At 71.7% G+C, this 26095-nt stretch carries 27 protein-coding genes; 21 read left to right on the forward strand and 6 right to left on the reverse strand.

The annotated features are described in order from the left end of the window. Positions 1-4 precede the first annotated feature (4 nt). From H4J02_RS01945 to H4J02_RS01965, 5 genes are all read left to right on the forward strand, one after another. Positions 5-904 (forward strand): tRNA pseudouridine(38-40) synthase TruA, encoded by a 900-nt coding sequence (locus H4J02_RS01945; protein WP_187675454.1) that lies wholly within the window; start codon positions 5-7, stop codon positions 902-904. A gap of 133 nt (positions 905-1037) precedes the next feature. Then, positions 1038-1484 (forward strand): 50S ribosomal protein L13, encoded by a 447-nt coding sequence (gene rplM / locus H4J02_RS01950; RefSeq protein WP_187675455.1) that lies wholly within the window; start codon positions 1038-1040, stop codon positions 1482-1484. Between the two features lie 29 nt (positions 1485-1513). Continuing rightward, on the forward strand, positions 1514-2002 hold the full coding sequence (gene rpsI / locus H4J02_RS01955; RefSeq protein ID WP_187675456.1) for a 30S ribosomal protein S9: 489 nt from the start codon (positions 1514-1516) through the stop codon (positions 2000-2002). 21 nt (positions 2003-2023) lie between these two features. Next, the gene (gene glmM, locus H4J02_RS01960; RefSeq protein WP_187675457.1) at positions 2024-3391 is read left to right on the forward strand and encodes a phosphoglucosamine mutase; all 1368 of its coding nucleotides are present in this window, start codon (positions 2024-2026) and stop codon (positions 3389-3391) included. Positions 3392-3454: 63 nt separating this feature from the next. Next, positions 3455-3898 (forward strand): nitroreductase family deazaflavin-dependent oxidoreductase, encoded by a 444-nt coding sequence (locus tag H4J02_RS01965; protein ID WP_187675458.1) that lies wholly within the window; start codon positions 3455-3457, stop codon positions 3896-3898. 6 nt (positions 3899-3904) lie between these two features. On the opposite strand, the gene coaA is transcribed toward H4J02_RS01965, so the two are convergent. Continuing rightward, positions 3905-4855, reverse strand: coding sequence for a type I pantothenate kinase (coaA, locus tag H4J02_RS01970; RefSeq protein ID WP_187675459.1), 951 nt, complete (start codon positions 4853-4855; stop codon positions 3905-3907). Between the two features lie 58 nt (positions 4856-4913). Between coaA and glmS the strand changes: the two genes are divergently transcribed. From glmS to H4J02_RS02015, 9 genes are all read left to right on the forward strand, one after another. Beyond that, a complete protein-coding gene (glmS, locus tag H4J02_RS01975) occupies positions 4914-6764 on the forward strand; it encodes a glutamine--fructose-6-phosphate transaminase (isomerizing) (protein ID WP_187675460.1) in 1851 nt (616 codons plus the stop codon). A 2-nt stretch (positions 6765-6766) separates the two neighbouring features. Continuing rightward, on the forward strand, positions 6767-7123 hold the full coding sequence (locus H4J02_RS01980) for a holo-ACP synthase (RefSeq protein WP_187675461.1): 357 nt from the start codon (positions 6767-6769) through the stop codon (positions 7121-7123). Next, a complete protein-coding gene (gene alr / locus H4J02_RS01985; RefSeq protein ID WP_187675462.1) occupies positions 7120-8214 on the forward strand; it encodes an alanine racemase in 1095 nt (364 codons plus the stop codon). Before H4J02_RS01980 ends, alr begins: the two co-directional genes overlap by 4 nt. A gap of 35 nt (positions 8215-8249) precedes the next feature. Further along, positions 8250-8678: a tRNA (adenosine(37)-N6)-threonylcarbamoyltransferase complex ATPase subunit type 1 TsaE gene (tsaE, locus tag H4J02_RS01990; RefSeq protein WP_187676382.1), complete on the forward strand. Its 429-nt coding sequence runs from the start codon at positions 8250-8252 to the stop codon at positions 8676-8678. A 27-nt stretch (positions 8679-8705) separates the two neighbouring features. Further along, positions 8706-9317 carry a tRNA (adenosine(37)-N6)-threonylcarbamoyltransferase complex dimerization subunit type 1 TsaB gene (tsaB, locus tag H4J02_RS01995; RefSeq protein ID WP_187675463.1) on the forward strand — a complete coding sequence of 204 codons (612 nt, stop codon included), beginning with the start codon at positions 8706-8708 and terminating at the stop codon, positions 9315-9317. Further along, positions 9314-9775 carry a ribosomal protein S18-alanine N-acetyltransferase gene (gene rimI / locus H4J02_RS02000; protein ID WP_187675464.1) on the forward strand — a complete coding sequence of 154 codons (462 nt, stop codon included), beginning with the start codon at positions 9314-9316 and terminating at the stop codon, positions 9773-9775. Before tsaB ends, rimI begins: the two co-directional genes overlap by 4 nt. Next, the gene (gene tsaD / locus H4J02_RS02005) at positions 9772-10833 is read left to right on the forward strand and encodes a tRNA (adenosine(37)-N6)-threonylcarbamoyltransferase complex transferase subunit TsaD (RefSeq protein WP_187675465.1); all 1062 of its coding nucleotides are present in this window, start codon (positions 9772-9774) and stop codon (positions 10831-10833) included. Before rimI ends, tsaD begins: the two co-directional genes overlap by 4 nt. A gap of 69 nt (positions 10834-10902) precedes the next feature. Beyond that, entirely contained in the window at positions 10903-11409 is a 507-nt protein-coding gene (locus H4J02_RS02010) for a DUF4190 domain-containing protein (RefSeq protein WP_187675466.1), read from the forward strand. Between the two features lie 83 nt (positions 11410-11492). Then, positions 11493-12026, forward strand: a complete 534-nt coding sequence (locus tag H4J02_RS02015) for a DUF4190 domain-containing protein (protein WP_187675467.1) — start codon at positions 11493-11495, stop codon at positions 12024-12026. Here H4J02_RS02015 and H4J02_RS02020 read toward each other — a convergent pair. Next, entirely contained in the window at positions 12020-13198 is a 1179-nt protein-coding gene (locus H4J02_RS02020; RefSeq protein ID WP_187675468.1) for a class I SAM-dependent methyltransferase, read from the reverse strand. The genes H4J02_RS02015 and H4J02_RS02020 overlap by 7 nt on opposite strands. Positions 13199-13422: 224 nt before the next feature. Between H4J02_RS02020 and groES the strand changes: the two genes are divergently transcribed. The 4 genes from groES (at position 13423) to H4J02_RS02040 (ending at position 17574) form a co-directional block, all read left to right on the forward strand. Beyond that, positions 13423-13719 (forward strand): co-chaperone GroES, encoded by a 297-nt coding sequence (groES, locus tag H4J02_RS02025; RefSeq protein ID WP_187675469.1) that lies wholly within the window; start codon positions 13423-13425, stop codon positions 13717-13719. Between the two features lie 127 nt (positions 13720-13846). Next, on the forward strand, positions 13847-14782 hold the full coding sequence (gene rarD, locus H4J02_RS02030; protein ID WP_187675470.1) for an EamA family transporter RarD: 936 nt from the start codon (positions 13847-13849) through the stop codon (positions 14780-14782). 20 nt (positions 14783-14802) lie between these two features. Further along, positions 14803-16065, forward strand: coding sequence for an ABC transporter substrate-binding protein (locus H4J02_RS02035; RefSeq protein ID WP_187675471.1), 1263 nt, complete (start codon positions 14803-14805; stop codon positions 16063-16065). 159 nt (positions 16066-16224) lie between these two features. Next, positions 16225-17574 carry an ABC transporter substrate-binding protein gene (locus H4J02_RS02040; protein ID WP_187675472.1) on the forward strand — a complete coding sequence of 450 codons (1350 nt, stop codon included), beginning with the start codon at positions 16225-16227 and terminating at the stop codon, positions 17572-17574. Positions 17575-17841: 267 nt separating this feature from the next. Here H4J02_RS02040 and H4J02_RS02045 read toward each other — a convergent pair whose 3' ends face one another. Genes H4J02_RS02045 through H4J02_RS02060 form a run of 4 tightly spaced genes read right to left on the reverse strand, consistent with a single transcriptional unit; the run spans position 17842 to position 21944 of the window. Beyond that, a complete protein-coding gene (locus H4J02_RS02045) occupies positions 17842-18609 on the reverse strand; it encodes an ABC transporter ATP-binding protein (RefSeq protein ID WP_187675473.1) in 768 nt (255 codons plus the stop codon). Continuing rightward, on the reverse strand, positions 18606-19631 hold the full coding sequence (locus H4J02_RS02050; RefSeq protein ID WP_187675474.1) for an ABC transporter ATP-binding protein: 1026 nt from the start codon (positions 19629-19631) through the stop codon (positions 18606-18608). The genes H4J02_RS02045 and H4J02_RS02050 overlap by 4 nt, the downstream gene beginning before the upstream one ends. Continuing rightward, complete coding sequence (locus H4J02_RS02055) at positions 19621-20601, reverse strand: branched-chain amino acid ABC transporter permease (RefSeq protein WP_187675475.1); 981 nt, start codon at positions 20599-20601, stop codon at positions 19621-19623. Before H4J02_RS02055 ends, H4J02_RS02050 begins: the two co-directional genes overlap by 11 nt. A 5-nt stretch (positions 20602-20606) precedes the next feature. Then, on the reverse strand, positions 20607-21944 hold the full coding sequence (locus tag H4J02_RS02060; RefSeq protein WP_397420145.1) for an ABC transporter permease subunit: 1338 nt from the start codon (positions 21942-21944) through the stop codon (positions 20607-20609). 244 nt (positions 21945-22188) lie between these two features. On the opposite strand from H4J02_RS02060, the gene guaB reads away from it, so the two are divergent. The 3 genes from guaB to H4J02_RS02075 all read left to right on the forward strand — a co-directional run bounded on the left by guaB (position 22189) and on the right by H4J02_RS02075 (position 26041). Continuing rightward, positions 22189-23691, forward strand: coding sequence for an IMP dehydrogenase (guaB, locus tag H4J02_RS02065; RefSeq protein WP_187675476.1), 1503 nt, complete (start codon positions 22189-22191; stop codon positions 23689-23691). Positions 23692-23859: 168 nt separating this feature from the next. Then, on the forward strand, positions 23860-24810 hold the full coding sequence (locus H4J02_RS02070; RefSeq protein WP_187675477.1) for a type IV toxin-antitoxin system AbiEi family antitoxin domain-containing protein: 951 nt from the start codon (positions 23860-23862) through the stop codon (positions 24808-24810). Positions 24811-24919: 109 nt separating this feature from the next. Further along, positions 24920-26041: a GuaB3 family IMP dehydrogenase-related protein gene (locus tag H4J02_RS02075; RefSeq protein ID WP_187675478.1), complete on the forward strand. Its 1122-nt coding sequence runs from the start codon at positions 24920-24922 to the stop codon at positions 26039-26041. Positions 26042-26095 lie beyond the last annotated feature (54 nt).

A 26095-nucleotide genomic window follows, 5' to 3' on the forward strand; every position in this document is an offset into this window, starting at 1 on the left:
CTGCGTGGACACTCCGGAAGCCCCGACGCGCATCCGGCTCGACCTCGCCTACGACGGCACCGACTTCACGGGGTGGGCCCGCCAGCCCGGTCTCCGCACCGTGCAGGGCGTGCTGGAGGAGGCCCTCGCGACGCTCTTCGGTCGCACCGGCGCCGAGCCCCCGCGGCTCACCGTCGCAGGCCGCACGGATGTCGGGGTGCACGCCGTCGGACAGGTCGCCCACATCGACCTCGCGCCCGCGCAGCTGGACCAGCTCGAGCGCCGCCCGCGCGGTCGCGGCGCGGGAGCGGCCGGCGTCGGATCGCTCGCGCGGCGCATCAACGGCATCGTGGGGCAGGCCGCCGATGTGCAGATCCTGCGCGCGAGCGTGGCGCCCGCGGGCTTCGACGCGCGCTTCTCGGCCGTGTGGCGCCGCTACGAGTACCGCATCGCCGACGCCCGGGCGCTGCGCGACCCCCGCACGCGCGCGTTCACGCTGTGGCACCCGTCCGAGCTCGACGTCGAGACGATGGACGCCGCCGCCCGCTCCCTGCTCGGCCTCCACGACTTCGCGGCGTACTGCCGTCCCCGGGAGGGTGCGACCACCATCCGCACGCTCCAGGAGTTCGGATGGCGGCGCGACGACGACGGCGTGCTCGTCGCCCACGTGCGCGCCGACGCGTTCTGCCACTCGATGGTGCGCGCGCTCGTGGGGGCGTGCGTCGCCGCGGGCGAGGGGCGGTTCGCTGCCGACCGGGCGGCCGGCATCCGCGACGAGGGCCGCCGCACGAGCGAGTTCATCGTCATGCCCGCGCGCGGCCTCACGCTCGTCGAGGTCGGCTACCCGGCGGATGCGGAGCTCGCCTCCCGCGCGGAGCAGACGCGGGCGAAACGCGGTTTGCCCGAAGACGCCCTCATCGACTAGTCTGTTGAGGTTGTCTGCGCGCCGCGCGGGCGACCAGTTGGGCCCTCCACCGTCGGGTTCCGTCTCCCTCGGAGACCGGAACGCACACCGGAGCGGGATTCACGAACACCACCGACCAGAATCGAGTCATTCCATGACGCGTACGTTCAGCCCCACGCCGGCGGATGTCAAGCGCGAGTGGGTCGTCATCGACGCCACCGACGTCGTGCTCGGCCGCCTCGCGAGCCACGCCGCCGCCATCCTCCGCGGCAAGCACAAGCCGACCTTCGCCCCCCACATGGACATGGGCGACTTCGTCATCATCGTGAACGCCGACAAGGTGGCGCTCACGGGTGCGAAGCTCGAGCAGAAGAAGGCCTACCGCCACTCGGGTTACCCGGGCGGCCTCTCGGCCACCACCTACTCGGAGCTGCTCGAGAAGCACCCGACCCGCGCGGTCGAGAAGGCCATCCGCGGCATGCTGCCGAAGAACTCGCTGGGCCGTGCCCAGATCAAGAAGCTGAAGGTGTACGCCGGCGCCGAGCACCCGCACGCCGCGCAGCAGCCGAAGCCCTACACCCTCACCCAGGTCGCGCAGTAAGCGCCGAGAGACTTCCAAGGACATCACCGATGGCGAAGATCGAAGACACCGTGTCGGACGAGGTTCTCACCTCCTTCTCGACCGAGACCCCCGCTGACGAGGCCCCGCGCGCTCCGCGTGCCGTGCTCAACGTCTCGGGCGCGGCCGTTGGCCGCCGCAAGGAGGCAATCGCCCGCGTGCGCCTCACCCCGGGCGCCGGCGAGTTCACCGTGAACGGCCGCACGCTCGAGGACTACTTCCCGAACAAGCTGCACCAGCAGCTCATCAACGACCCCTTCAAGGTGCTCGACCTGCTCGGCTCCTACGACGTGAAGGCGAAGATCACGGGCGGCGGCCCCTCGGGCCAGGCGGGCGCTCTGCGTCTCGCGATCGCCCGTGCGCTCAACGAGATCGACCGCGAGAACAACCGCCCGGCCCTCAAGAAGGCCGGCTTCCTCTCGCGCGACGCCCGCGTCATCGAGCGCAAGAAGGCCGGTCTCAAGAAGGCCCGCAAGGCGTCGCAGTTCTCGAAGCGCTAAGGCGCATCGCAGGATACGCGCATGCCGCGTCTCTTCGGCACGGACGGGGTCCGGGGGCTGGCGAACGGTGAGGTGATCACCGCCGACCTGGCCCTCGGCCTCGCCCAGGCCGCGGCCTACGTGCTGACCCGTGGTCGGCACGCCGACCAGGTGCGGGGCGAGGGCCGACGCCCTCGCGCCGTTCTCGCGCGCGACCCGCGGGTCTCGGGCGAGTTCATCTCGGCCGCCGTCGCCGCCGGGCTCGCGAGCTCGGGCATCGACGTGCTCGACGCGGGCGTCATCCCGACCCCCGCGGCGGCCTTCCTCGTCGCCGACATCGACGCCGACTTCGGCGTCATGGTCTCGGCGTCGCACAACCCCGCCCCCGACAACGGCATCAAGTTCTTCGCCATCGGGGGCGTCAAGCTGCCCGACGAGGTCGAGGACCGCATCGAGGCGGCGCTCGGCCAGCCGAAGCTCGCCCCGACGGGCGCGGGCGTGGGCCGCATCCGCCGTTTCGCGGATGCCGAGGACCGCTACCTGCTGCACCTGCTCGGCACGCTCGACGTGCGCCTCGACGGCCTCAAGGTCGTCATCGACGCCGCGCACGGCGCTGCCGCGGGCGTCTCGCCGCAGGTCTTCACGGATGCGGGTGCGCGCGTCACGGTGATCGGCGCCGACCCCGACGGCCTCAACATCAACGACGGCGTCGGCTCGACGCACCTCGAGAAGCTCCAGGCGACCGTGCGGCTCACGGGTGCCGACCTCGGCATCGCGCACGACGGCGACGCCGACCGCTGCCTCGCGGTCGACGCCCACGGCGAGGTCATCGACGGCGACCAGATCATGGCGATCCTCGCGATCTCGCTCCAGCGTCGCGGCCGCCTCGCGCACGACACGCTCGCGGTCACGACCATGAGCAATCTCGGGCTGCGCGTCGCGATGGCCGAGCACGGCATCCGACTCGTCCAGACCGCCGTCGGCGACCGCTACGTGCTCGAGGCGATGGGCGAGCACGGCCTCTCGCTCGGCGGCGAGCAGTCGGGCCACATCATCTTCAGCGAGCACGCCACGACGGGCGACGGCATCCTCACGGGCCTGCAGCTCGCGGCCGAGATGGCGCGCACGGGCAGGAGCCTCGCGGAGCTCGCATCCGTCATGACCGTGTACCCGCAGGTGCTCGTGAACGTGCGCGGCGTCGACCACCATGCGCTCCACGCCGACGAGGCGATCGCGGATGCCGTGCGTCGTCACGAGGCCGCGCTCGGCGACGACGGCCGCGTGCTGCTGCGTCCCTCCGGCACCGAGCCGCTCGTGCGCGTCATGGTCGAGGCGCGCGAGCAGGACGAGGCCCAGCGGATCGCCGACGAGCTCGCGGGGATCGTGCGCGAGCGCCTCGCGTTGCCCTGACCCCGTAACCTCGAAGACGACGGCCCGAAAGAGCCACCGCACGACGACGAGAAGGAGACACGGATGCCGCTGACGGGGGAGTACGCACCGAGCACGTCCGAGTGGGCGCGCACGCAGGCCGAGGCCTATGAGGCATCCGGCGGCACCGAGGCGAACGAGCTGCGCGGCAAGCCGATCATCGTCATGACGTCGGTGGGGGCGAAGAGCGGCAAGCTCCGCAAGAACGCCCTCATGCGGGTCGAGCACGACGGCTCCTACGCCGTCGTCGCGTCGAAGGGCGGTGCGCCGCAGCACCCCGCCTGGTACTTCAACCTCATCGCGAATCCGCACGTCGAGCTTCAGGACGGCGCTCACCGCGCCGACTTCCGCGCGCGCGAGCTCTCGGGTGAGGAGCGCGAGCTCTGGTGGGGTCGCGCGGTCGAGGTGTGGCCCGACTACGCCGGCTACCAGGAGAAGACCGACCGCGTCATCCCCGTCTTCGTGCTGGAGCCCATCGAGGCCGCCTGACCGCGGTCACACCTTGCGGATGAGCACGTTCGACACGGTGTGATCCGCCGCCTTGCGCAGCACGAGCGAGGCACGGGCGCGCGTCGGTGCGATGTTCTGCTCGAGGTTGGGGCCGTTGATCTGGTCCCAGATCGAGCGGGCGCGCGCGATGGCGTCCTCCTCGCTCAGCTCGGCGAAGCGGTGGAAGAACGAGCGCGGGTCGGAGAAGGCGCCGCGTTGCAGGCGCAGGAAGCGCTCGACGTACCAGTTCTCGATGTCGACCGTGCGGGCGTCGACGTAGATCGTGAAGTCGAAGAGGTCGCTCACGGCGAGGCGCGCTCCGGGGCCCGGAGGCTGCAGCACGTTGAGGCCCTCGACGATGAGGATGTCGGGGCGCCGCACGACGATCTCGGCGTCGGGCACGATGTCGTACACGAGGTGCGAGTAGACGGGCGCACGCACCTCGTCGACGCCGCTCTTGACGCGGCTCACGAACCGCAGCAGGGCGCGGCGGTCGTAGCTCTCGGGGAAGCCCTTGCGCTCCATGAGGCCGCGGCGCTCGAGCTCCGCGTTGGGCAGCAGGAAGCCGTCGGTCGTGACGAGCTCGACGCGCGGGGTGTCGTCCCAGCGGGCGAGCAGCTCGCGCAGGAGCCGCGCGGTCGTCGACTTGCCGACGGCGACCGAGCCGGCGACGCCGATGACGAACGGCGTGGGCGGCTCGTCGCCCGTGCCGAGGAAGTCGCGCGTCGAGCGGTGCAGCGCCTTCGCGCCGACGGCGTAGAGGTTGAGCAGCCGGCTGAGCGGGATGTAGACGTCGGCGACCTCGCGCAGGTCGAGCGCGTCGCCGATCCCGCGCAGGCGCACAAGCTCCTCCTCGGTCAGCGGATGCGCGGTGGTCGGGGCGAGTGCGGCCCACGCGGCGCGATCGAGCTCGAGGAACGGGGTCGCCGGAGCGTGACGCTCGCCGTTCTCAGCCATCCCATCGAGCGTAGTCCCGCCGGACGGGTGCCCATGCACGTCGCCTAGGATCGACCCCATGTGCGGAATCGTGGGATACGTGGGTCCGGGGAGCAGCCTCGAGGTGCTGCTCGGAGGCCTCAAGCGGCTCGAGTACCGCGGCTACGACTCCGCGGGTGTGGCCGTCCTCTCACCCGAGGGGGCCATCGGTTCGCGCAAGCGCGCGGGCAAGCTCGGCGTGCTCGTCGACGACCTCTCCGCGTCCCCGATCGCCGACGGCGGCACGGGCATCGGCCACACCCGCTGGGCGACGCACGGCGGCCCGACCGACGGCAACGCGCATCCGCATTTCGGCGATGACGGTCGTCTCGCGCTCATCCACAACGGCATCATCGAGAACTTCGCCGAGCTCAAGGCCGAGCTGCTGGAGGCCGGCGAGCAGTTCGAGAGCGAGACCGACACCGAGGTCGCGGCGCTGCTCGTGGGCCGCGCGTTCCGCGAGACGGGCGACCTCACCGAGGCGATGCGCCGCACGGTCGAGCGTCTCGACGGCGCCTTCACGCTCCTCGCGCTGCACCAGGACGCCCCGGGGGTCGTCGTGGGCGCCCGCCGCAGCTCGCCGCTCGTGATCGGGCTCGGCGAGGGCGAGAACTTCCTGGGCTCGGATGTCGCGGCGTTCGTCGAGCACACGCGCCGCGCCATGGAGATCGGCCAGGACCAGATCGTCACGATCCGCCCCGACTCGGTCGAGGTCATCGACTTCGCGGGGAACCCCGCCGAGGCCTCCGAGTTCGAGGTCGCGTGGGATGCCTCCGCCGCCGAGAAGGGCGGCTGGCCGAGCTTCATGAAGAAGGAGATCGACGAGGAGCCCGACGCGGTCGCCAACACGCTCCTCGGCCGCGTGCACGACGGCGCGACGGCGCTCACCGAGCTCGACGCGGTCGCCGACATCCTCACCGACATCGACCGCGTGCTCGTGCTCGGATGCGGCACCGCGGCCTACGCCGGACTCGTCGGCAAGTACGCGATCGAGGCGTGGGCGCGCATCCCTGTCGACGTCGAGCTCTCGCACGAGTTCCGCTACCGCGACCCCGTGCTGAACGAGCGCACCCTCGTCGTGTCGGTGAGCCAGTCGGGCGAGACGATGGACACCCTCATGGCCGTGCGGTACGCACGCGAGCAGGGCGCCCGCACCCTCTCGATCTGCAACACGCAGGGCGCGACGATCCCGCGCGAGTCGGATGCCGTGCTCTACACGCACGCGGGTCCCGAGGTCGCCGTCGCGTCGACGAAGGCGTTTGTGGCCCAGGTGACGGCCCTCTACCTGCTCGGCCTGCACCTCGCGTCGCTGCGCGGCACGCTCGACGCGGAGGGGGTCGCGGCGCAGCTCGCGGAGCTCGAGGCGGTGCCGGGCAAGATCCGCACGGTCGTCGACTCGGCATCCGCACGCATCGCCGAGCTCGCGCACTGGATGAGCGACACCCAGTCGGTGCTGTTCCTCGGTCGTCACGTGGGCTATCCGGTGGCGCTCGAGGGCGCGCTCAAGCTCAAGGAGCTCGCGTACATCCACGCGGAGGGCTTCGCGGCGGGCGAGCTCAAGCACGGCCCGATCGCGCTCATCGAGCCGGGCCAGATCGTGTTCGTCGTCGTGCCGAGCCCGCGCGACCCGTCGTCGCTGCACAAGAAGGTCGTCTCGAACATCCAGGAGATCCGCGCGCGCGGGGCCCGCGTCATCGCGATCGCCGAGCTCGGCGACGTCGCCGTCGTGCCGTACGCCGACGAGGTCATCCGCATCCCGCTCGCGGCCCCGCTCTTCGAGCCACTGCTCGCTGTCGTGCCGTTGCATGTCTTCGGCATGGAGCTCGCGACGGCGAAGGGCCTCGACGTCGACCAGCCGCGCAACCTCGCCAAGTCGGTCACGGTGGAGTGAGCGTGATCGTCGGATTGGGCGTCGACGTGGTCGACCTGGCCCGGTTCGAGCGCGCCGTCTCCCGCACGCCGCGGCTGCGCGAGCGACTGTTCGCCGAGAGCGAACGGATGCTGCCCCTGCGCTCGCTCGCGGGTCGCTTCGCCGCGAGGGAAGCGCTCGTGAAGGCCCTCGGCGACGTCGAGGACGTGCACTGGATCGACATGCGCATCGCCTCCGACGCCACCGGCAACCCGTCGTTCGCGCTCGAGGGCCCGCTCGCCGCGCTCCTCGAGCGCCGCGGCGTCTCGGCCCTCCACGTCTCGATGAGCCACGACGCGGGCGTCGCGGTCGCGACCGTCGTCGCGGAACGGCTGCCGTGACCGCGCCGCTGCGCGAGGCGCGCATCCGTCTCGACGCGCTCGCGAGCAACCTCGAGACCGTGCGCGGCATCGTCGCGCCCGCGCGCGTGCTCGCGGTCGTCAAGGCCGACGCCTACGGGCACGGCGCCCTGCGCGTCGCGCGCACGGCCGTCGAGGCCGGTGCGGATTGGCTCGGTGTCGCCGACCTGGGCGAGGCGCTCGCGTTGCGCGAGGCCGGCATCCGGGCGCCCCTGCTCGCGTGGCTGCACGCCGCCGAGCCCGACTTCACCGCCGCCGTCGAGGCGGGCGTCGACGTCGGCGTCTCGACGCGCGCGCAACTCGAGGCGGCCGCCGCGGCGGGCGCGAGCGTGCACCTCAAGCTCGACACGGGGCTCAGCCGCAACGGCTTCGCGCCCGCTGAGTCCGACGAGGTCTTCGCGCGCGCGGCCGAGCTCGAGCGCGCGGGCCGCCTGCGGGTGCGCGGGCTCATGAGCCACCTCTCCGGCACCTCGCCCGCCGACGACGACGCCCAGCGCGCGGCCTTCGCGGATGCCGTGGCGCGCGCCGAGGCGGCCGGCCTGCGACCCGAGCTGCGCCACATCGCCGCGAGCCTCGCCGCTCTCACGGTTCCCGAGGCGCGCTTCGACATGGTGCGCGTCGGCATCGCGCTGTACGGCCTCTCGCCCGACCCCTCCGTCGACCCCGCTGCCCTCGGGCTGCGGCCCGTCATGCGGCTCGTCTCCGAGGTCGCCGCCGTGCGTCGCGTGCCCGCGGGCACGGGCGTCTCCTACGGCTACGTGCACCGCACGCCCGGCGAGACGACGCTCGCCCTCGTGCCGCTCGGCTACGCCGACGGCATCCCGCGCGCGTCGTCCGACGTGCTGCGCGTGCGCATCGGCGACCGCGTCCACCGCCAGGTCGGCCGCATCGCGATGGACCAGTTCGTCGTCGACGTCGGCGACGCCGAGGTCTCGCCCGGCGACCCCGTCGTGCTGTGGGGCGACCCCGCCGACGGCGACCCGGGAGCCGACGAGCTCGCCGATGCGAGCGGCACGATCGGCTACGAGCTCGTGACGCGCGTCGGCCCGCGCGTCACCCGGGTCGTCTCGTGAGCGAGCAGCGCCTCGAGGTCGCCGACGCGGATGCCATGGAGGCTCTCGGCGCGCGTCTCGCGTCCCGGCTGCGCGCGGGCGACCTCGTGCTGCTGAACGGCGAGCTCGGCGCGGGCAAGACGACTCTCACGCGTGGCATCGGGCAGGCTCTCGGCGCGCGCGGCCAGGTCACGAGCCCGACGTTCGTGCTCGCGCGCACGCACCCCACGGCATCCGGTGTGCCGCTCGTGCACGTCGACGCGTACCGGCTCGCGACGGCCGCGGAGGTCGACGACCTCGACCTCGATTTCGAGGGCTCGATCACGGTCGTCGAGTGGGGCGCGGGCAAGGTCGACGGGGTCGTCGACTCGTGGATCGAGGTCGACATCGAGCGTCCCGTCGGCGGCGACCCCGAGGCCGACGACGCCCCGCGCCACGTGCGCCTCGCGACGTACGGCCCCCGCTGGGAGGGCGTCGAGCTCTAGCCGCGAGCACCGACGTAGGCTTGTCCGGTGCTGCTCGCGATCGACACCTCCACGGGGACGAGCGTCGCCGTCGTCTCCCGCGAGGGCACCCTCGCCGAGCGCACGAGCGCCGACACCCGCGGGCACGCGGAGGTCGTGGGCGCCTTCATCCGCGACGTGCTCGCCGAGGCGGGTGTCGCGCCGCACGAGCTCGAGGGCGTCGCGGCGGGCATGGGCCCCGGCCCCTTCACGGGCCTGCGGGTCGGCATCGCGGCCGCGCGCGCGTTCGCGGTCGGGATCGGCCGCCCCGTGCTGCCCGTCGTCTCGCACGACGCCGTCGCGTACGGCCGCACCGAGCGCGTGCTCGTCGTGACGGATGTGCGCCGCCGCGAGTACGCATGGTCGCGCTACGCGGCCCCCGGCTCCGACGGCCTGCCCGTGCGCCTCGAGGGCCCCTCGCTCACGCCCGTCGCGGATTTCGACGTCGTCACCTCCGTCGCCGGTTACGTGCGGATCGACGCCCCCACGATCGACGCGGGCCTGCTCGGCATCCTCGCGCTCGCGCGCCACGACGCGGGACTCGCCGCGGGCCCCGCCGAGCCCGTGTACCTGCGCGCTCCCGACGTGACGCTCTCGACGCCCAAGCGGGTCACGCCGTGAGCGCGACCGTCACCCTGCGGCTCGCCACGGCATCCGACCTCGACGCGATCGACGCGCTCGAGACGGCGACCTTCCCGAGCGACGCGTGGTCGCGCGAGGCGATCGCCTCCGAGCTCGCGAGCGCCCACACGCACTACCTCGTCGCGGTCGACGAGACGGATGCCGTGCTCGGCTACGCGGGGCTCCTCGCCCCTCGCGGCTCGGGCCAGGGCGACATCCAGACGATCGCGGTCGCCGAGCACGCCCGTCGCCGCGGCATCGGCGCGACGCTGCTCGACACGCTCCTCGCCGAGGCCCGCGCCCGCGACGCGCGCGAGGTGTTCCTCGAGGTGCGCGCCGACAACCCCGGCGCCGAGGCGCTCTACGTCACGCGCGGCTTCGAGCGCATCGCCGTGCGCCCCGCGTACTACCAGCCCGACGGCGTCGACGCCGTGGTCATGAAGGCGGAGCTGACATGAGCGCACCCCTGGTGCTCGGCATCGAGACGAGCTGCGACGAGACCGGCATCGGCATCGTGCGCGGCACCGAGCTGCTCGCAAACGTCATCGCGAGCTCGATGGACGAGCACGCCCGCTACGGCGGCGTCGTGCCCGAGATCGCGGCGCGCGCGCACCTCGAGGCGCTCACGCCCGCGATCGAGGAGGCCCTGCGCACGGCGGGCGTCGCCCTCGACGAGCTCGACGCGGTGGCCGTCACGAGCGGGCCGGGCCTCGCGGGGGCGCTCATGGTGGGCGTGGGCGCCGCGAAGGCGCTCGCTGTCGCGACCGGCAAGCCGTTCTACGCCGTCAACCACCTCGTGGGCCACGTCGGTGCGGACCTCCTCAACCACGACCCCCTGGTAGGCGAGGGCGAGCTCGAGTTGCCGACGATCGCCCTGCTCGTCTCGGGCGGCCACACCTCGCTCCTGCTCGTGCGCGACCTCGTCTCCGACGTCGAGCTGCTCGGCGAGACGATCGACGACGCGGCGGGGGAGGCCTTCGACAAGGTGGCCCGGCTGCTCGGCCTGCCCTACCCGGGCGGCCCCGAGATCGACCGTGCGGCCGCCGAGGGAAGAGCGGATGCCATCCGCTTCCCGCGCGGACTCACGGCCCCCAAGGACCTCGATCGGCACCGCTACGACTTCTCGTTCTCGGGACTCAAGACGGCCGTCGCGCGCCACGTCGAGGCGGCGCGCGCCGCGGGCGAGCCCGTGCCCGTCGCCGACGTCGCCGCGAGCTTCCGCGAGGCCGTCGTCGACGTGCTGCTCACGAAGGCGCTCGCCGCGTGCCGCGACCTCGGTGTTCCGCGCCTCCTGCTCGGCGGCGGCGTCGTCGCCAACCGGCGGCTGCGGGATGCGGCGGTCGAGCGGTGCGCGGAGGCGGGCGTCGCGCTCCGCATCCCCCCGCTCTCGCTGTGCACCGACAACGGCGCCATGATCGCCTCGCTCGCCGCCCAGCTCATCGCGGCGGGCCACGCGCCGTCGAGCCTCGACGTCGGCGCCGACTCGACGCTCCCCGTCACGCAGATCCAGGCCTGACGCCCGGATGGGTCGCTTGCCGGGCCCCCGCGCGGCTGCCAGCATGGCGGGGACCCCCGAGGGAGCCCCATGTCCGACACCACCACCCCGTCCGCGTCCGACCCCGTCGCGCCGCCCGTGCCGCCGCCGTCGCCCGCGGATGCACCGCCCGTGAACCCGTACGTGTCGGCGCCCGCCGCGCCGCAGGCCGCGCCCAACCCGTTCGTCTCGCCCGGTGCGCCCGCCGAGGCCTATGCCCCGGGCGCCTACCAGCCCGTGCCGACGAGCCCGCCGCCCACGGCGCTCGCGCCCTACTCGACGAGCGGCGTCGCCTACGCTTACGCGCCCCGCACGAACCCCGTCGCCATCACCTCGCTCGTGCTGTCGCTCGCGGGCATCCTCACCTGGATCACGGCGATCGGCGGCGTCATCGCGGGCCACATCGCGCTCAGCCAGATCAAGCGCACGGGCGAGGGGGGACGCGGGATGGCGATCGCGGGGCTCGTCGTCGGCTACGTGCTCTCGGGCTTCCTCCTGCTCTACGTGCTGCTCATGGTCTTCGTGTTCATCGGACTGTCGAGCGTGCGCTCCTACTGAATCCCGGGCGCCGGCGCAACGCGTTGACAGCCCTGTGGCCCGCTGCGAGCATGGGGCAGTCCCTCAGTCGAAGGAGTCCGGACATGACCGATCCCACCGCCCCCGGCACCCCCGAGGAGCCCACTCCGGGCGCCGACGCCGCGCCCTCCGCCCCCGGCACGCCCGCGACCCCGGCTGCTGAGCCCGTCGCGCCCGCCGAGCCCGTCGCTCCCGCGGCCCCCGCCGCCGAGCCGACCGCGCCCGCCGCCCCCGCGGCCGAGCCGACCTCGAACCCCTACGCGGCCCCCGCGGCGAGCCCCTACGCGGCCCCCGGTGCCGCGCCCGGCGGTGCCCCCGTCAAGCAGACGCTGAGCCTCGTGTCGTTCATCCTCGGCATCCTCGGCGTGCTGCTCGCCTTCGCGTGGGGCTTCGGCTTCATCCCGGGCCTCGCCGCCGTGATCCTCGGCTTCCAGGGCAAGAAGAAGGAGCCGGATGCCCCGAAGTGGATGGCCACGACGGGCATCATCACCGGTTTCGTCGCGATCGCGATCGGCCTCATCTTCGCGATCCTGACGATCATCGGCATCGTGCTGTACTTCGCCGCGCTCTCGCAGATCGGCGACTACTACAGCTACTGAGTGCGCTCGACGAGGATCGCCGTGCGCTTGCCGGCGATCCTCGTCAGCACGAGCGTGGCGCTCTCGTCGCCGCGCAGTGCGAGGCGCGTGCGGAACGACGCGGGGTCGACATCGACCCCGCGTTTCTTGATCTCGAGGGTGCCGATGCCGCGAGCCCGCAGCGCCTGCTTGAGCTTGCGCTCGTCGAACGGCAGCTCCTCCCGCACGCGGAAGGTCTGGCCGAACGCCGTCTCGGGCGCGGCATCCGTCGTGATCCACGCGATCGTCGGGTCGAGCATGCGTCCGCCGAGCGAGCGTGCGAGGTCGCCGATGAGGCGGGCCCGGATGACGGCGCCGTCGGGTTCGACGAGGTGCGTCCCGAGCTCCCCGGCCTCGGCATCCGGAGCGGGCGCCGGCGCCGTGAGCTCGTGGGCGCCGTTCGCGCCGAGCAGGAGCGCGGAGCGGCCCACACCCTCGCGCGCGAGCGCGCCCGACCACACGACGAGCTCGACGACCTCGCGGTCGACCGACACCCACTGCGCCTCGACGCCCTCGGGGATGAGCTCGTGGTCGAGCCCCGGGCCGAGCTTGACGCCCGTCGGCTTCGTCGCGGCGCGCGCGAACACCGCGTCGAGCGGGGGAGACCAGTCGGCGGGGTCGGAGTGGCGGCGGCCGCCGCCCCGGCGCGCGGGGTCGAACCACAGCGCGTCGACGTCGGCGGGCTCGTCGGCGAGCGCGTCACCCTGCACGACGCGGGCCCCGGGGAACGGCGCGAGGTTGTAGGCCGCGATCGCCGCCGTCGCCTCATCGCGCTCGACCGCGATGACCCGCAGGCCGAGGCTCGCGAAGGCGAGCGAGTCGGCGCCGATGCCGCACCCGAGGTCGGCGACGGATGCGACGCCCGCGCGCGCGTAACGCCCCGCGTGCTGCGCAGCGACCTGCAGGCGGGTCGCCTGCTCGAGTCCGTCGGGCGTGAACAGCATGCGGTCGGCGAACTCGTGGAACCGGGCTCGCGCGCGCGTGCGCAGGCGCGCCTGGGTGAGCACGGCGGCGACGAGCTCGGGGGAGTGCCCGGCCGCGCGCAGCCTCGAGACGGTGCGCACGACATCCGCGTCGGCCGCGATCGGGCCGACCTCGTCGAGCAGCCGCAGCCCCTCGGGCGTCAACAGCGCGCGCAGCTCCTCGGGCGTCACTCCTTCACCGTACCGGGGTGCACAAACGCTGCAGCCCTTGCCGTCGCGCGCCAGGTATCTCTGCAGCGCCAGGGCAACCGCTGCTGCGTTTGGCCCACATGCCATGGGCTGAGCACCCGTCGGTTGGCAGTCGGATTGAATGAGTGCTAATCCGGGCCTATAGTTGTCCTGGCACTCTCGAAGTGAGTGTGCCAAACCCCTGAGTCTTCAGAAAGAGGTCACACGTGTCGGTCTCCATCAAGCCGCTCGAGGATCGCATCGTCATCAAGCAGGTCGAAGCCGAGCAGGTCACCGCGTCGGGTCTGGTCATCCCGGACACCGCCAAGGAGAAGCCGCAGGAGGGCGAGGTCGTCGCCGTGGGCCCCGGCCGCATCGACGACAACGGCAACCGCGTGCCCCTCGACGTCGCCGTGGGCGACCGGGTCCTGTACTCGAAGTACGGCGGCACCGAGGTCAAGTTCGGCGGCGACGAGTTCCTCGTGCTGTCGGCCCGCGACGTGCTGGCGGTCGTCGTCCGCTGAGTCCATCTGCGCTGCGATGATCCGCAGCGCATCCAGGATCGTCGACATCCTGCCGGAAGGCCCCGAGGCTCTGCCATCGGGGCCTTTCCCGTCATCCGGGGCCCTCGCACGCGACTAGCCTCGAGTGGTGAGCACGCCCGATCCGTCCCCGCGCGCTCAGGGCCAGGGAGCGGGTCTCGCGTTCGCGATCACCGCCTACGGCCTCTGGGGCTTCCTGCCCGGTTTCTTCCTCCTGCTCGACCCCGCGAGCCCGTGGGAGATCGTCGCCTTCCGCGTGCTCATGTCGCTCGGCTTCTGCGCCGTGCTGCTGACCGTGACGCGCGGATGGCGCGCCTTCGTCGGCCTCGCGCGCCAGTGGCGCGTGCTCGGCACGATGGCGCTCGCGGGCCTGTTCATCTACATCAACTGGCAGGTCTTCGTGCTCGCCACCCTGAGCGGCCACGTCGTCGAGGGCTCGCTCGGGTACTTCATCAACCCCATCGTCACGGTCGCGCTCGGCGTCATCGTGCTGCGCGAGCGCCTGCGCCCCCTCCAGTGGGCGGCCGTCGGCATCTCGCTCATCGCGATCCTCGTCATCTCGATCGGCTACGGCGCCTTCCCGTGGATCGCGCTCATCCTCGCGCTCTCGTTCGGCTTCTACGGCTTCATCAAGAAGCGCGTCGGCGCGCAGGTCGACGCCATCTCGGGACTCACGCTCGAGACCGCGTGGCTCACCCCCGTCGCGATCGTGCAGCTCATCATCACGGGCGCGACCGTCGGCCTGAGCTTCGGCGACGCCGGACCGGTGCACATCGTGCTCATGATCGCGACGGGCGTCATCACCGCGACGCCGCTGCTGCTCTTCGCCGCCGCCGCCCGTCGACTGCCGCTCGTCGCCCTCGGCCTCACCCAGTTCCTCGCCCCCGTGCTGCAGTTCCTCACGGGCGTCTTCCTGCTCGGCGAGCCCATGCCGGCCGGACGCTGGGCGGGCTTCGGGCTCGTCTGGATCGCGCTCGTGATCCTCGTCGTCGACATGGTGCGGGCGGCCCGCGAGGGACGCCGCGCCTCCCTTCCCGCGGCCTGAGCGCACGGTAGGGTCGCGGCGTGCGCACCCTGTCGACCCGCAGCCGATCCGTCGCGCTCGCCGCGGCATCCGCGTTCACCCTGGCCCTCGCGGGCTGCACGGCAGCAGCCCCCATGCCCACGCCCACCCCGACGCCCGTCGCGACGATCGCCCCGAGCGGCGACGGCGTGCTGCGCATCGGCACCCTCTTCCCCACGACGGGCGCGACGGCCTTCATCGGCGCGGCCCAGGTCGCGGGCGTCAACGCGGCCGTGCGCGAGATCAACGCGGCGGGCGGCGTGCTCGGCGCCCCTGTCGAGGTCGTCAACCGCGACTCGGGCGACGCGACCACCGAGACGCTCGAGGCGTCGTTCGCCGCCCTCGTGGAGCGCGGCGTCGACGTCGTCATCGGGCCGAGCTCGTCGGTGCTCGCCGAGCGTCTCCTGCCCGCGGCGATCGAGGCGGGCATCCCGCTCATCTCGCCCGCCGCCACCTATCCCGGCGTCGGGCCGGATGCGCGCGGCTACTTCGCGCGCACCATCCCCGCCTATGCGCACCAGGGCGTCGCGCTCGGCACCCTGCTGCCGGAGAAGGGCGCGAAGACGGTCGCGCTCGTCGTCGGCGCGGACGACGTCTCGTCGTCGATCACCGAGCCCCTCGAGACCACGCTCGCCGACAACGGCGCCGAGCTCGCCGTCGCGGCCGTCGTGCGCAACGCTTCCGGGGTCTCCCCCGCCGTGTCGGAGGTCACCAAGGCGAAGCCCGACGTCGTCGTGCTCGCGACGCCCGACAACGGCGACGTCACGAAGGCGCTCATCACGGCCCTCACGCAGGCCGGCTACCGCGGCGCGAAGCTGTGGCTCACGAGCCAGAACCTCGCCGACTACTCGCAGGCCCTGCCCGCGGGCACGCTCGACGGCGTCAACGGCATCCTCGAGGGGCTGCGCCCGGATGACGCGCTCGCCGCCAAGCTCAAGGTCGAGGACCCGGGGCTCGGCTCCTTCCGCTACGGCGCCGAGGCCTACGACGCGACGGTCATCGCGGCGCTCGCGGCGATCGTCGCGGGCGACGACGGAGGCCCCTCGATCGCGAGCCGGCTCATCGGCGCGACGCGCGACGGCATCCGCTGCACGAGCTTCGGCGAATGCGCCGACGTGCTGACGACCGAGCCCGATATCGCGTACGAGGGGGTTGTCGGGCCGCTGCGTCTCGACGACGCGGGGGACCCCACCTCGGGCGTCTACACGACCTTCGTCTACGGGGCCGGCAACACCTACAGCGCAAACGGTTCCGTCACCGGCTGAGCCGCGAACCGGCCGCGCGGGGCCTGCTGTTTGTAACGATTCGGTGGCGTTACAGAGTGTTAACACATCGCAACACTCGGGATACACGTGGGCCGTTAGGTTTGAGCAACCGGGGGCGGCTCCATGCCGTCCCATGGACTTACCCAAGCAAGGAGCACAATGAGCGTCTTCACACGTTCACGGCGTGCGAAGGTCATCGGCGGTATCGCCATGGCCGGCGCGAGCGCCCTCGTCCTGGTCGGATGTTCGACCGGAACCCCGAGTGACGGAGAGACGGGCGGCAGCGCCTTCGAGTTCCCGGTCGACTGCGACGCGGCAGCGCCCGCCTCGTACACGCCGGAGTACTCGTCGACGTCGACCGGTCCGGCCAGCGGCCTCACCTACAAGATCGGCACGGCTCTCCCCGTGACCGGCAACCTCGCCTTCCTCGGACCGCCCGAGATCGCGGGCACCGAGTACGCCGCATCCGTCGTCAACGAGGCCAACAAGGGCATCACGATCGACCTCATCCAGGGCGACTCGGGTGACACCGACAACAAGGCCTACGAGACCGAGATCCCGCGCATCCTCGGTGAGGGTGCGACCGCCGTCCTCGGTGCCGCCTCGTCCGGCACCTCGCTGCAGTTCATCGACCAGGTGATCGCGGCCGGCGCCATCCAGTTCTCGCCCGCCAACACCTCCGCCGCCTTCACGGGCTACGAGGACAACGGGCTCTACTGGCGCACCGCCCCCTCGGATGTCCTCCAGGGTGAGGTGCTCGGCAACCTGATCGCGGGCGACGGCGCCGAGACCCTCGGCATGCTGATCCTCAACGACTCGTACGGCACCGGTCTCGCGTGCTTCGCCAAGGCCGCGTTCGAGAACGCGGGCGGCGAGGTCGTCTCGGCCGCCCTCTACAACACCGGTGACACGAACTTCTCGTCGCAGGTGGAGGACGTGCTGGCGGCCGACCCCGACGCGATCGCGCTGATCACGTTCGAAGAGGTCAAGACCATCATCCCCGAGCTCCTCGGAGCCGAGTTCCCGGCCGACAAGCTGTACTTCGTCGACGGCAACCTCGCCAACTTCGGTGACGAGTTCGAGGAGGGTTCGCTGGAGGGCGCCAAGGGCACCTACCCGGCGGTCGACCCGGCCACGATCGAGGAGTTCCGCAACAACCTCCAGGCCTTCTGGACGGGTGCGGGCCAGCCGGAGCTGAAGGACTTCACCTACGCTCCGGAGTCGTTCGACGCGGTCATCCTGCTCGCCCTCGCGGCGCTCGAGGCCGGCTCGACGGCCGGCCCGGATGTCGCTGCGCACCTCCAGCAGGTGTCGGGCGGTTCCGGTGACGGCACGAAGTGCACCACCTACGCGGAGTGCGCGGACATCATCCTCGGAGGCGGCGTCGCCGACTACGACGGTGTGTCCGGCCCGATCACGTTCAACGAGGTCGGCGACCCGACCGAGGCGTCGATCGGCATCTTCCAGTACGGAGCAGACAACAACTACTCCTTCCTGAGCGTGGGCTGATCCACTCTCGATAGCGAGCGGCCCCGGTCTTCGGACCGGGGCCGTTTCGCGTGCCCCTGGGCCCTGTGCGGGCGCGGGGGCCCTGTGCGCGCGACGGCCCTGTGCGCGCGCCGAGCACGGCCGGCCGCATCCGCTCTCCCGCAGAGCGCGGTTCGCGGCTCTCCGGGAACCACGGATGGTGCGGCGGGAGAAACGACGACGCGGCGGGAGTCGTTTCTCCCGCCGCGTGGTCGTGGCTCCAGCCGCGCCCTGAAGCGCGGGACGCGCTCAGGTGCCGAGCGTGCCGAGGTAGAGGCCGATGACCTTGGGGTCGTTGAGCAGCTCGCGGCCCGTGCCCGTGTAGGCGTCGCGGCCCTGGTCGAGCACGTAGCCGCGGTCGCAGATCTGCAGGCAGCGGCGGGCGTTCTGCTCGACCATGATCGTCGTGACGCCCGCCTTGTTGATCTCGGAGACGCGCAGGAACGCCTCGTCCTGACGCGACGGCGAGAGGCCCGCCGAGGGCTCGTCGAGCAGCAGCACGTGCGGGTCCATCATGAGCGCGCGGCCCATCGCGACCATCTGCCGCTCACCGCCCGACAGCGAGCCCGCGCGCTGCTGGAGGCGCTTGGCGAGGTCGGGGAAGATCGACGTGACGAAGTCGATGCGCTCGGCGACGACCTTGGGCCGCTGGTAGGCGCCCATCTGCAGGTTCTCGGCGATCGTGAGGCTCGGGAAGACGTTGTTGGTCTGCGGCACGAAGCCGACGCCCTTCGCGACGAGCTTGTTCGCGCGCAGGCCCGTGATGTCGTCGCCGTTGAGCTTGACGACGCCCGAGCGGATCTTCACCTGGCCGAAGATCGCCTTGAGCATCGTCGACTTGCCGGCTCCGTTGGGGCCGATGATGCCGATGAGCTCGCCCTTGGCGGCCGTGAGGTTCGCGCCGTTGAGGATGTTGACGCCCGGCAGGTAGCCCGCGACGAGGTCGGTGACCTCGACGACGTTCTCCGACGGGGCGGCGGTTGCAGCGGGGGCGCCGCCGGTCTTCGGGTCGCTCACTTGCCGTCCTCCGTCTCGCCCGCATCCGCATCCGTCGCGTCCGCGCTCGCCTCGGCGGACGCCTCGCTCTCGGAGTCCTCGATGGCCGCGTCGATCTCGCGAGCCGTCTCGGCGAGCTCCTGGCCCTCCGCCGACAGCTCGCCCTCCACGCGGCCCGTCACGACGCCGAGGTCGACGTCCTGGTGGGCGCCGAGGTAGGCGTCGATGACGGCCTGCTCGCGCATGACCGTGTCGGGTGGGCCCTCGGCCACGATGCGGCCCTCGGCCATGACGACGACCCAGTCCGCGATGTGGCGCACCATGTGCATGTCGTGCTCGACGAACACGACCGTCATGCCGAGGTCCTTGAGGTCGAGGATGTGGTCGAGCAGCGACTGCGTGAGGGCCGGGTTCACGCCGGCCATCGGCTCGTCGAGCATGACGAGGGTCGGGTCGCTCATGAGCGCGCGCGCCATCTCGAGCAGCTTGCGCTGGCCGCCCGAGAGCGAGGCCGCGAAGTCCTTCTCCTTGGCGTCGAGCTTGAAGCGGGCGAGCAGCTCGCGCGCCTTCTCCTCGATCTCCAGCTCCTGCTTGCGCCACAGGAACGGCAGGATGCCGGCCCACAGGCGCTCGCCGGTCTGCTTGGGCGCGCCGAGCTTCATGTTCTCGAGCACGGTGAGCAGGCCGAGCGACTTCGTCAGCTGGAAGGTGCGCACCTGGCCCATGCGGGCCGCCTTGTACGCGGGGATGCCGGCGAGCGAGGTGCCGTCGAACGACCACGTGCCCGCGTTCGGCTTGTCGAAGCCCGTCAGGAGGTTGAAGAGGGTCGTCTTGCCGGCGCCGTTCGGGCCGATGAGAGCGGTGATCGCGTTGCGCGGGATCTCGAGGTGCTCGACGTCGACGGCCGTGAGACCGCCGAAGACGCGACGCACGCCGTCGACGACGATGATCGGGTCGACCTTGGCGACGCCCGGGCGGATCTCGCCCTGGTGCAGCCCTGTCGACTTCGGGCGCGGGGCCGGGGGTGCGACGTCAGCGGACAAAGGTCAGCTCCTTCTTGTTCCCGAGGATGCCCTGCGGGCGGAAGATGACGAGCAGCATGAGCGCGACGCCCACGAGCACGAAGACGAGCATCTGGCTCTGCTCGGTGGTGAGGAACGGGAGCCAGCCGATCTGCACGAGCGCGGGCAGCAGGTTCGAGAGGAACGCGCGCACGATCCAGAACAGCACGGCGCCGAGCACCGGGCCGAAGATCGTCGCGGCGCCGCCGAGCAGGAGGGCCGTCCACACGTAGAACGTCTGCGAGGTCACGTACACGTTGGGGTTCACGTTGGTGCCCATCGCGGTGATGATGCCGCCCGCCGCGATGATGACGCCGCCGATGATGAGGGCCTGCATCTTGAAGGCGAACACGTTCTTGCCGAGCGAGCCCACCGCATCCTCGTCCTCGCGGATGCCGCGGATGACGCGGCCCCAGGGGCTGCGCATGAGCAGCCACACGAGCAGCACGGCGATCGCGATCGTGATGACGCCGACGATGATGACCCACCACTGGTCGGACTGGTAGGTCCACGGACCCCAGCCCCAGCGTCCGGGCGGCAGCGGGTTGCTCATGCGGAAGCCCGACTGGAAGCCCGAGAGGCCGTCGGCCGAGCCCGTGACGTTGCGGAATGTCGACGTGAGGAAGAGCAGACGCAGGACCTCGGCCGCCGCGATCGTCACGATCGCGAGGTAGTCGCCGCGGAGGCGGAGGGTCGGGATGCCCATGATGAGGGCGAACACGACGGCCGCGGCGAGGCCGATGAGCGCGGCGAGCGGCCACGGGAGCCCGAACGTGAGGATCGAGATCGCGAAGCCGTATGCCCCGATCGCCATGAAGCCCGCGACGCCCATGTTGAGCAGGCCGGCGAAGCCGAAGTGCACCGACAGCCCGATCGCGGCGAGAACGTAGCCGAGCGTTGCCGGCGCGAGGATCTGCGCGAGGGTGTTGGAGATGATCTGCAGGAAGTTCATCGCGACTACCCGATTCTCTCTCGGCGCCCGAGGATGCCCTGGGGACGGAACAGCAGGATGACGATCAGCACGACGAGCGCGCCCACGTACTTGAGGTCGGAGGGGATCCAGAGCGTCGACAGCTCGACGAGGAGGCCCACGATGATCGAGCCGATGAGGGCGCCGAACGCGGTGCCGAGGCCGCCGAGGGTGACCGACGCGAAGATGAGCAGCAGGATGCTGGTTCCCATGTCCCACTTGATGCCGGGGCGGAAGTAGGCCCACAGCACGCCCGAGAGGCCCGCGAGCGCCGCGGCGACGACCCAGACGACGCGCACGACGCCGTCGACGTCGATGCCGCTCGCTGCGGCGAGCGAGGGGTTGTCGGAGACCGCGCGCGTCGCACGGCCGATGCGGGTGCGCATGAGCCACCACGCGAAGATCACGATCACGATGAGCGAGACCGCCATGCTGATGACGTCGGTGACCGTGAGGCGGATCGGGCCGAGGCCCGGGATCACCTGCGTGACGGCGCCCGGCAGCTGCTGCGTGCGGCCGCCGACGAACATCTGGTACACGTAGCGCAGCGCGAGCGAGAGGCCGATCGAGACGATCATGAGCTGCACGGTGCCGAGGCCCTTGCGGCGCAACGGGCGCCACAATCCGCTGTCCATCGCGAGGCCGAGGGCGGCGGATGCCAGCACGGCGAGCGGGATCGCGATCCAGATCGACAGCGAGAACCCGGTCGTGAAGAGCAGGGCCATGAGCGCGCCGAACGTCACCATCTCGCCGTGCGCGAAGTTCGAGAGGCCCGTCGTGCCGAACACGAGCGAGAGGCCGATCGCCGCGAGGGCGAGCATGAGGCCGAAGTTGAGGCCGTTCACGGCGCGCGAGAGGAACTGGTCCCAGAAGCCGACGAGCTGCCGTTCGGCCGCCCCGAGGGTGAAGTTGCGGGTGACGGAGCTCGTCGCGCCGAACGTGACCTCTTGCGTGAACTCGAAGCCGTCGGGCACCTCGACGCCCGAGGGGATGCTCGACTCGACGAGCTCGACCGTCCAGGTGCCCTCCTTGGTGGGCACGCCGACCGACCAGGCGCCGTTCTCATCCGTGGTCGCCTCGCCCTCGAACTCGGCGCCCTCCTCGTCCTCGCCCGTGACCCGCACGGTCGCGTCGGCGACCGGCTCGCCGGCAGCCCGCACATTGCCCTTGATCGAGTAGGGGAAGTCCTCGAAGGATGCCGCGGAGGCCCCGGATGCGGGACCCGCCAGGATCCCGACGCCCGCCGCCGCTGCGGCGAGGAACGCGAGCGCGGCGACGACCCTGCGATGCAGGCGTGGGATCGGCGCTGTTCGACCGTGAGCCACGGAACCTCCAAGACCTCGGGAACGACAGACCCAGCGGCTCCGTCGACCTTGACGCTACTTCCGGAATGTTGCCTTCGTGTTTCGAACGCACACTGCGGTGGGAACAGTATGTGCGTGTCATGGGCATCCGTCCAACCGGGGGCGTGTCGGCATCCGGAATGAGTTCGGCCTCGTGCCGTTAAGATGTACTACCGGTCTTCGACGATGCAGCCGGGCCCACCTCAACGCGACCTCAGAGGACACCATGGACCAGCCCGATCCGTTCGGATTCGTCGGACTCACCTACGACGACGTCATGCTGCTCCCCGCGCATACCGACGTCATCCCGAGCGAGGCGGACACGTCCTCGCAGCTCACGCGCCGCATCCGCGTGTCCGCGCCGCTCGTCTCCAGCGCGATGGACACCGTCACCGAGTCGCGCATGGCGATCGCCATGGCGCGTCAGGGCGGCATCGGCATCCTGCACCGCAACCTCTCGATCGACGACCAGGCGACGCACGTCGACAAGGTCAAGCGCTCCGAGTCGGGCATGATCACGAACCCGGTCACGACGACCCCCGACGCGACGGTCGCCGAGGTCGACGCGCTGTGCGGGAAGTTCCGCGTCTCGGGTCTGCCCGTCGTCGAGGGCGACGGCACGCTCGTCGGCATCATCACGAACCGCGACATGCGCTTCGTCTCGCCGTTCGAGGCGACGACCACTCTCGTGCGCGACGTCATGACGAAGGCCCCGCTCGTCACCGCCCGCGAGGGCATCGACCCGGATGAGGCGGTCGCGATCTTCGCGCAGCACAAGATCGAGAAGCTCCCGCTCGTCGACGAGCACGGTCGCCTGCGCGGCCTCATCACCGTCAAGGACTTCGAGAAGACCGAGAAGTACCCGAACGCCACGAAGGACGACGAGGGCCGCCTGCGGGTCGGCGCCGCGATCGGCTTCTTCGGCGACGCGTGGGACCGCGCGGGCGCGCTGCGCGACGCGGGCGTCGACGTCATCGTCGTCGACACCGCGAACGGCGACTCCGCCGGCGTCATCGACATCATCAAGCGCCTCAAGTCCGACCCGGCGTTCGCGCACATCGACGTCATCGGCGGCAACGTCGCGACGCGTGCGGGCGCCCAGGCGCTCGTCGACGCGGGCGCGGATGCCGTCAAGGTCGGCGTGGGACCGGGCTCGATCTGCACGACGCGCGTCGTCGCGGGCGTCGGCGTGCCCCAGGTGACCGCCGTCTACGAGGCGTCGCTCGCGGCGCGCGAGCACGGCATCCCGGTGATCGCCGACGGCGGCCTGCAGTACTCGGGCGACATCGCGAAGGCGCTCGTGGCCGGTGCCGACACGGTCATGCTCGGCTCGCTGCTCGCGGGCACGGACGAGTCGCCCGGCGAGCTCGTCTACGTCGGCGGCAAGCAGTTCAAGAACTACCGCGGCATGGGCTCGCTCGGCGCGATGTCCGACCGCGGCAAGAAGACGTCGTACTCGCGCGACCGCTACTTCCAGGCGGATGTGCCGTCGGATGCGCAGCTCATCCCCGAGGGCATCGAGGGTCGCGTGGCCTACCGCGGTTCGCTCGGCGCCGTCGTGTACCAGCTCGTGGGCGGCCTCCGTCAGTCGATGTTCTACGTCGGCGCCCGCACCATCGCCGACCTGAAGCAGCGCGGCAAGTTCGTGCGCATCACCCCGGCGGGCCTCAAGGAGTCGCACCCCCACGACATCCAGATGGTCGTGGAGGCCCCCAACTACTCCCGCTGACCGGGTGATCGTGGCGCGGCTGGAGCCGTGACCCGAGGGAGGGGGAAACGCCTCCCGCCGCGCGGTCGTATCTCCCGCCGCTCCTCCACTGCGGGGCCGTAGCCGGTCCATCCCCGATCCTGCGCCGCGCCTGCTCGGCCGCCTCTGCGTTCGACCACCGTGAACGCCATGACGCGACCCTTCGACCCCCAGTTCGACATCCTCTACGCCGACGAGGTGGCACGCGCCGGCGACGACCCGCGACGGCTGCGCAAGCTGTTCGCGGCGGGCTACCTGCACCGCGTGCGCCGGGGCGCCTACGTCATCAAGGAGCGGTGGGATGCCGCGGACGCCCGGCAGCAGCACCTCGCCCGGGTCTACGCCGCCGCCCACGATGCGCGCGAGGAGTTCGTCGTCGCGGGCGTGTCCGCAGCGGCGGTCTGGGACGTCCCGCTGTTCGATCCCTACGGGGTGGATGTCGAGGTGCTCTGCGAATATTGCGGCGGCGGCCGATCGGAGCCGGGCGTGCGACGGCTCACCGCATCCGCCGAGCACGCCTCCGCGATCGGTCACGCGGGCCTCGTCGTCACCGATCTGCCCCGCACCGTCATCGATGTGGCCTGCGGTCGCCCGCTGCCGGAAGCGCTCGCGGCGGTCGACTGGGGGATCTCAGCACGCAATCCCGCCCGCACGTCGATCGCCGCCATCCGGGACCTCATGGGGGACATCGGCAAGCGGCCGGGTATCCGGCAGGTGTGGCGGGCGACGGAACTCGCCGTACCGGATTCCGGCTCCGGTGGCGAGTCATACGCGCGCGGCGTGATCCACGAGCTCGGGTTCGAGGCGCCGACGACGCAGCTCGAACTGCGCGACGCGGAGGGATCGATGTTCGCGGACTTCGGCTGGCTCGAGGTGCGTGTGCTCGGCGAATTCGACGGTTTCGTCAAGTACGCCGACGCGCGGTTCAACCATGGTGACCCGTTGGAGAAGCTCCGACGGGAGAGGGGGCGGGAGGCGCGATTGCGTGCGCTCGGGTGGACGGTGGTGCGGATCACGTGGGCGGATGTGCGCGACCCGGGGGCGCTCGCGCGCATCCTGGCGTCCGCAGGGGTGCCGCGGCAGCGCCGCTTCACGGCGTGAGCGGATGCGGCGGCGGGGGAAACGACCACACGGCGGGAGGCGTTTCTCCCGCCGTGTGGTCGCGGCTCCAGCCGCGCCATGATCACACACGCGCGGGTAGGGTGGAGCGGTGAGCGACATCGAGATCGGACGGGCCAAGCGCGCCCGCCGCGCGTACGCCTTCGACGACATCGCGATCGTGCCGAGCCGCCGCACGCGCGACCCGAAGGACGTGAGCGTCAGCTGGACGATCGACGCGTTCACCTTCGACATCCCCGTGCTCGCGGCCCCCATGGACTCCGTCGTGAGCCCTGCGACGGCGATCGCGATCGGCGAGCTCGGCGGCCTCGGCGTGCTCGACCTCGAGGGCGTGTGGACGCGTTACGAGAACCCCGAGCCCGTGCTCGCCGAGATCCGCGAGCTGCCCACCGAGGGTGCGACGGCCCGCATGCAGGAGCTGTACGCCGAGCCGGTCAAGCCCGAGCTCATCAAGGCGCGCCTCGCCGAGATCCGCGCCGCGGGCGTGCCCGTCGCGGGCGCCCTGAGCCCCCAGCGCACGCAGGAGCACTACAAGACGGTCGTCGACGCGGGCGTCGACCTCTTCGTCATCCGCGGCACGACCGTGAGCGCCGAGCACGTCAGCAAGTCGGTCGAGCCGCTCAACCTCAAGAAGTTCATCTACGAGCTCGACGTGCCCGTCATCGTCGGCGGCGCCGCGACCTACACGGCCGCGCTGCACCTCATGCGCACGGGCGCCGCGGGCGTGCTCGTCGGCTTCGGCGGCGGCGCCGCGAGCACGACGCGCACGAGCCTCGGCATCCACGCTCCCATGGCGACGGCGGTCGCGGATGTCGCGGGCGCGCGCCGCGACTACCTCGACGAGTCGGGCGGGCGCTACGTGCACGTCATCGCCGACGGCGGTCTCGGCACGAGCGGCGACATCGTCAAGGCCGTGTCGATGGGCGCCGACGCCGTCATGCTCGGCTCGACACTCGCGCGCGCCGAGGAGGCGCCTGGCGGCGGATTCCACTGGGGCGCCGAGGCGCACCACCCGGAGCTGCCGCGCGGCAACCGCGTCGAGGTCGGCACGATCGCCCCGCTCGAGCAGGTGCTCTTCGGACCGTCGGCCCACCCCGATGGCCAGGTCAACCTCATCGGCGCCCTGCGCCGCTCGATGGCGACGACGGGCTACTCCGACCTCAAGGAGTTCCAGCGCGTCGAGGTCGTCGTCGCGCCCTACCTGCAGAGCTGACACCCGAGCTGACAGCTCGGATGCCGCGGTCCGGTCGAGCGCCGGGCCTCCCCG

The organism is Protaetiibacter sp. SSC-01 (assembly GCF_014483895.1).
Taxonomy (GTDB): Bacteria; Actinomycetota; Actinomycetes; order Actinomycetales; family Microbacteriaceae; genus Homoserinibacter.

Bases quoted from the DNA above. Each gene is read 5' to 3' on its own strand.
- H4J02_RS02015 (WP_187675467.1), top strand. From the start codon at position 11,493: ATGACCGATCCCACCGCCCCCGGCACCCCCGAGGAGCCCACTCCGGGC.
- glmM (WP_187675457.1), top strand. From the start codon at position 2,024: ATGCCGCGTCTCTTCGGCACGGACGGGGTCCGGGGGCTGGCGAACGGT.
- H4J02_RS02010 (WP_187675466.1), top strand. From the start codon at position 10,903: ATGTCCGACACCACCACCCCGTCCGCGTCCGACCCCGTCGCGCCGCCC.
- tsaD (WP_187675465.1), top strand. From the start codon at position 9,772: ATGAGCGCACCCCTGGTGCTCGGCATCGAGACGAGCTGCGACGAGACC.
- rplM (WP_187675455.1), top strand. From the start codon at position 1,038: ATGACGCGTACGTTCAGCCCCACGCCGGCGGATGTCAAGCGCGAGTGG.
- tsaE (WP_187676382.1), top strand. From the start codon at position 8,250: ATGGAGGCTCTCGGCGCGCGTCTCGCGTCCCGGCTGCGCGCGGGCGAC.
- coaA (WP_187675459.1), bottom strand. From the start codon at position 4,855: ATGGCTGAGAACGGCGAGCGTCACGCTCCGGCGACCCCGTTCCTCGAG.
- H4J02_RS01965 (WP_187675458.1), top strand. From the start codon at position 3,455: ATGCCGCTGACGGGGGAGTACGCACCGAGCACGTCCGAGTGGGCGCGC.
- H4J02_RS02040 (WP_187675472.1), top strand. From the start codon at position 16,225: ATGAGCGTCTTCACACGTTCACGGCGTGCGAAGGTCATCGGCGGTATC.
- H4J02_RS02055 (WP_187675475.1), bottom strand. From the start codon at position 20,601: ATGAACTTCCTGCAGATCATCTCCAACACCCTCGCGCAGATCCTCGCG.
- rpsI (WP_187675456.1), top strand. From the start codon at position 1,514: ATGGCGAAGATCGAAGACACCGTGTCGGACGAGGTTCTCACCTCCTTC.
- guaB (WP_187675476.1), top strand. From the start codon at position 22,189: ATGGACCAGCCCGATCCGTTCGGATTCGTCGGACTCACCTACGACGAC.
- glmS (WP_187675460.1), top strand. From the start codon at position 4,914: ATGTGCGGAATCGTGGGATACGTGGGTCCGGGGAGCAGCCTCGAGGTG.
- H4J02_RS02070 (WP_187675477.1), top strand. From the start codon at position 23,860: ATGACGCGACCCTTCGACCCCCAGTTCGACATCCTCTACGCCGACGAG.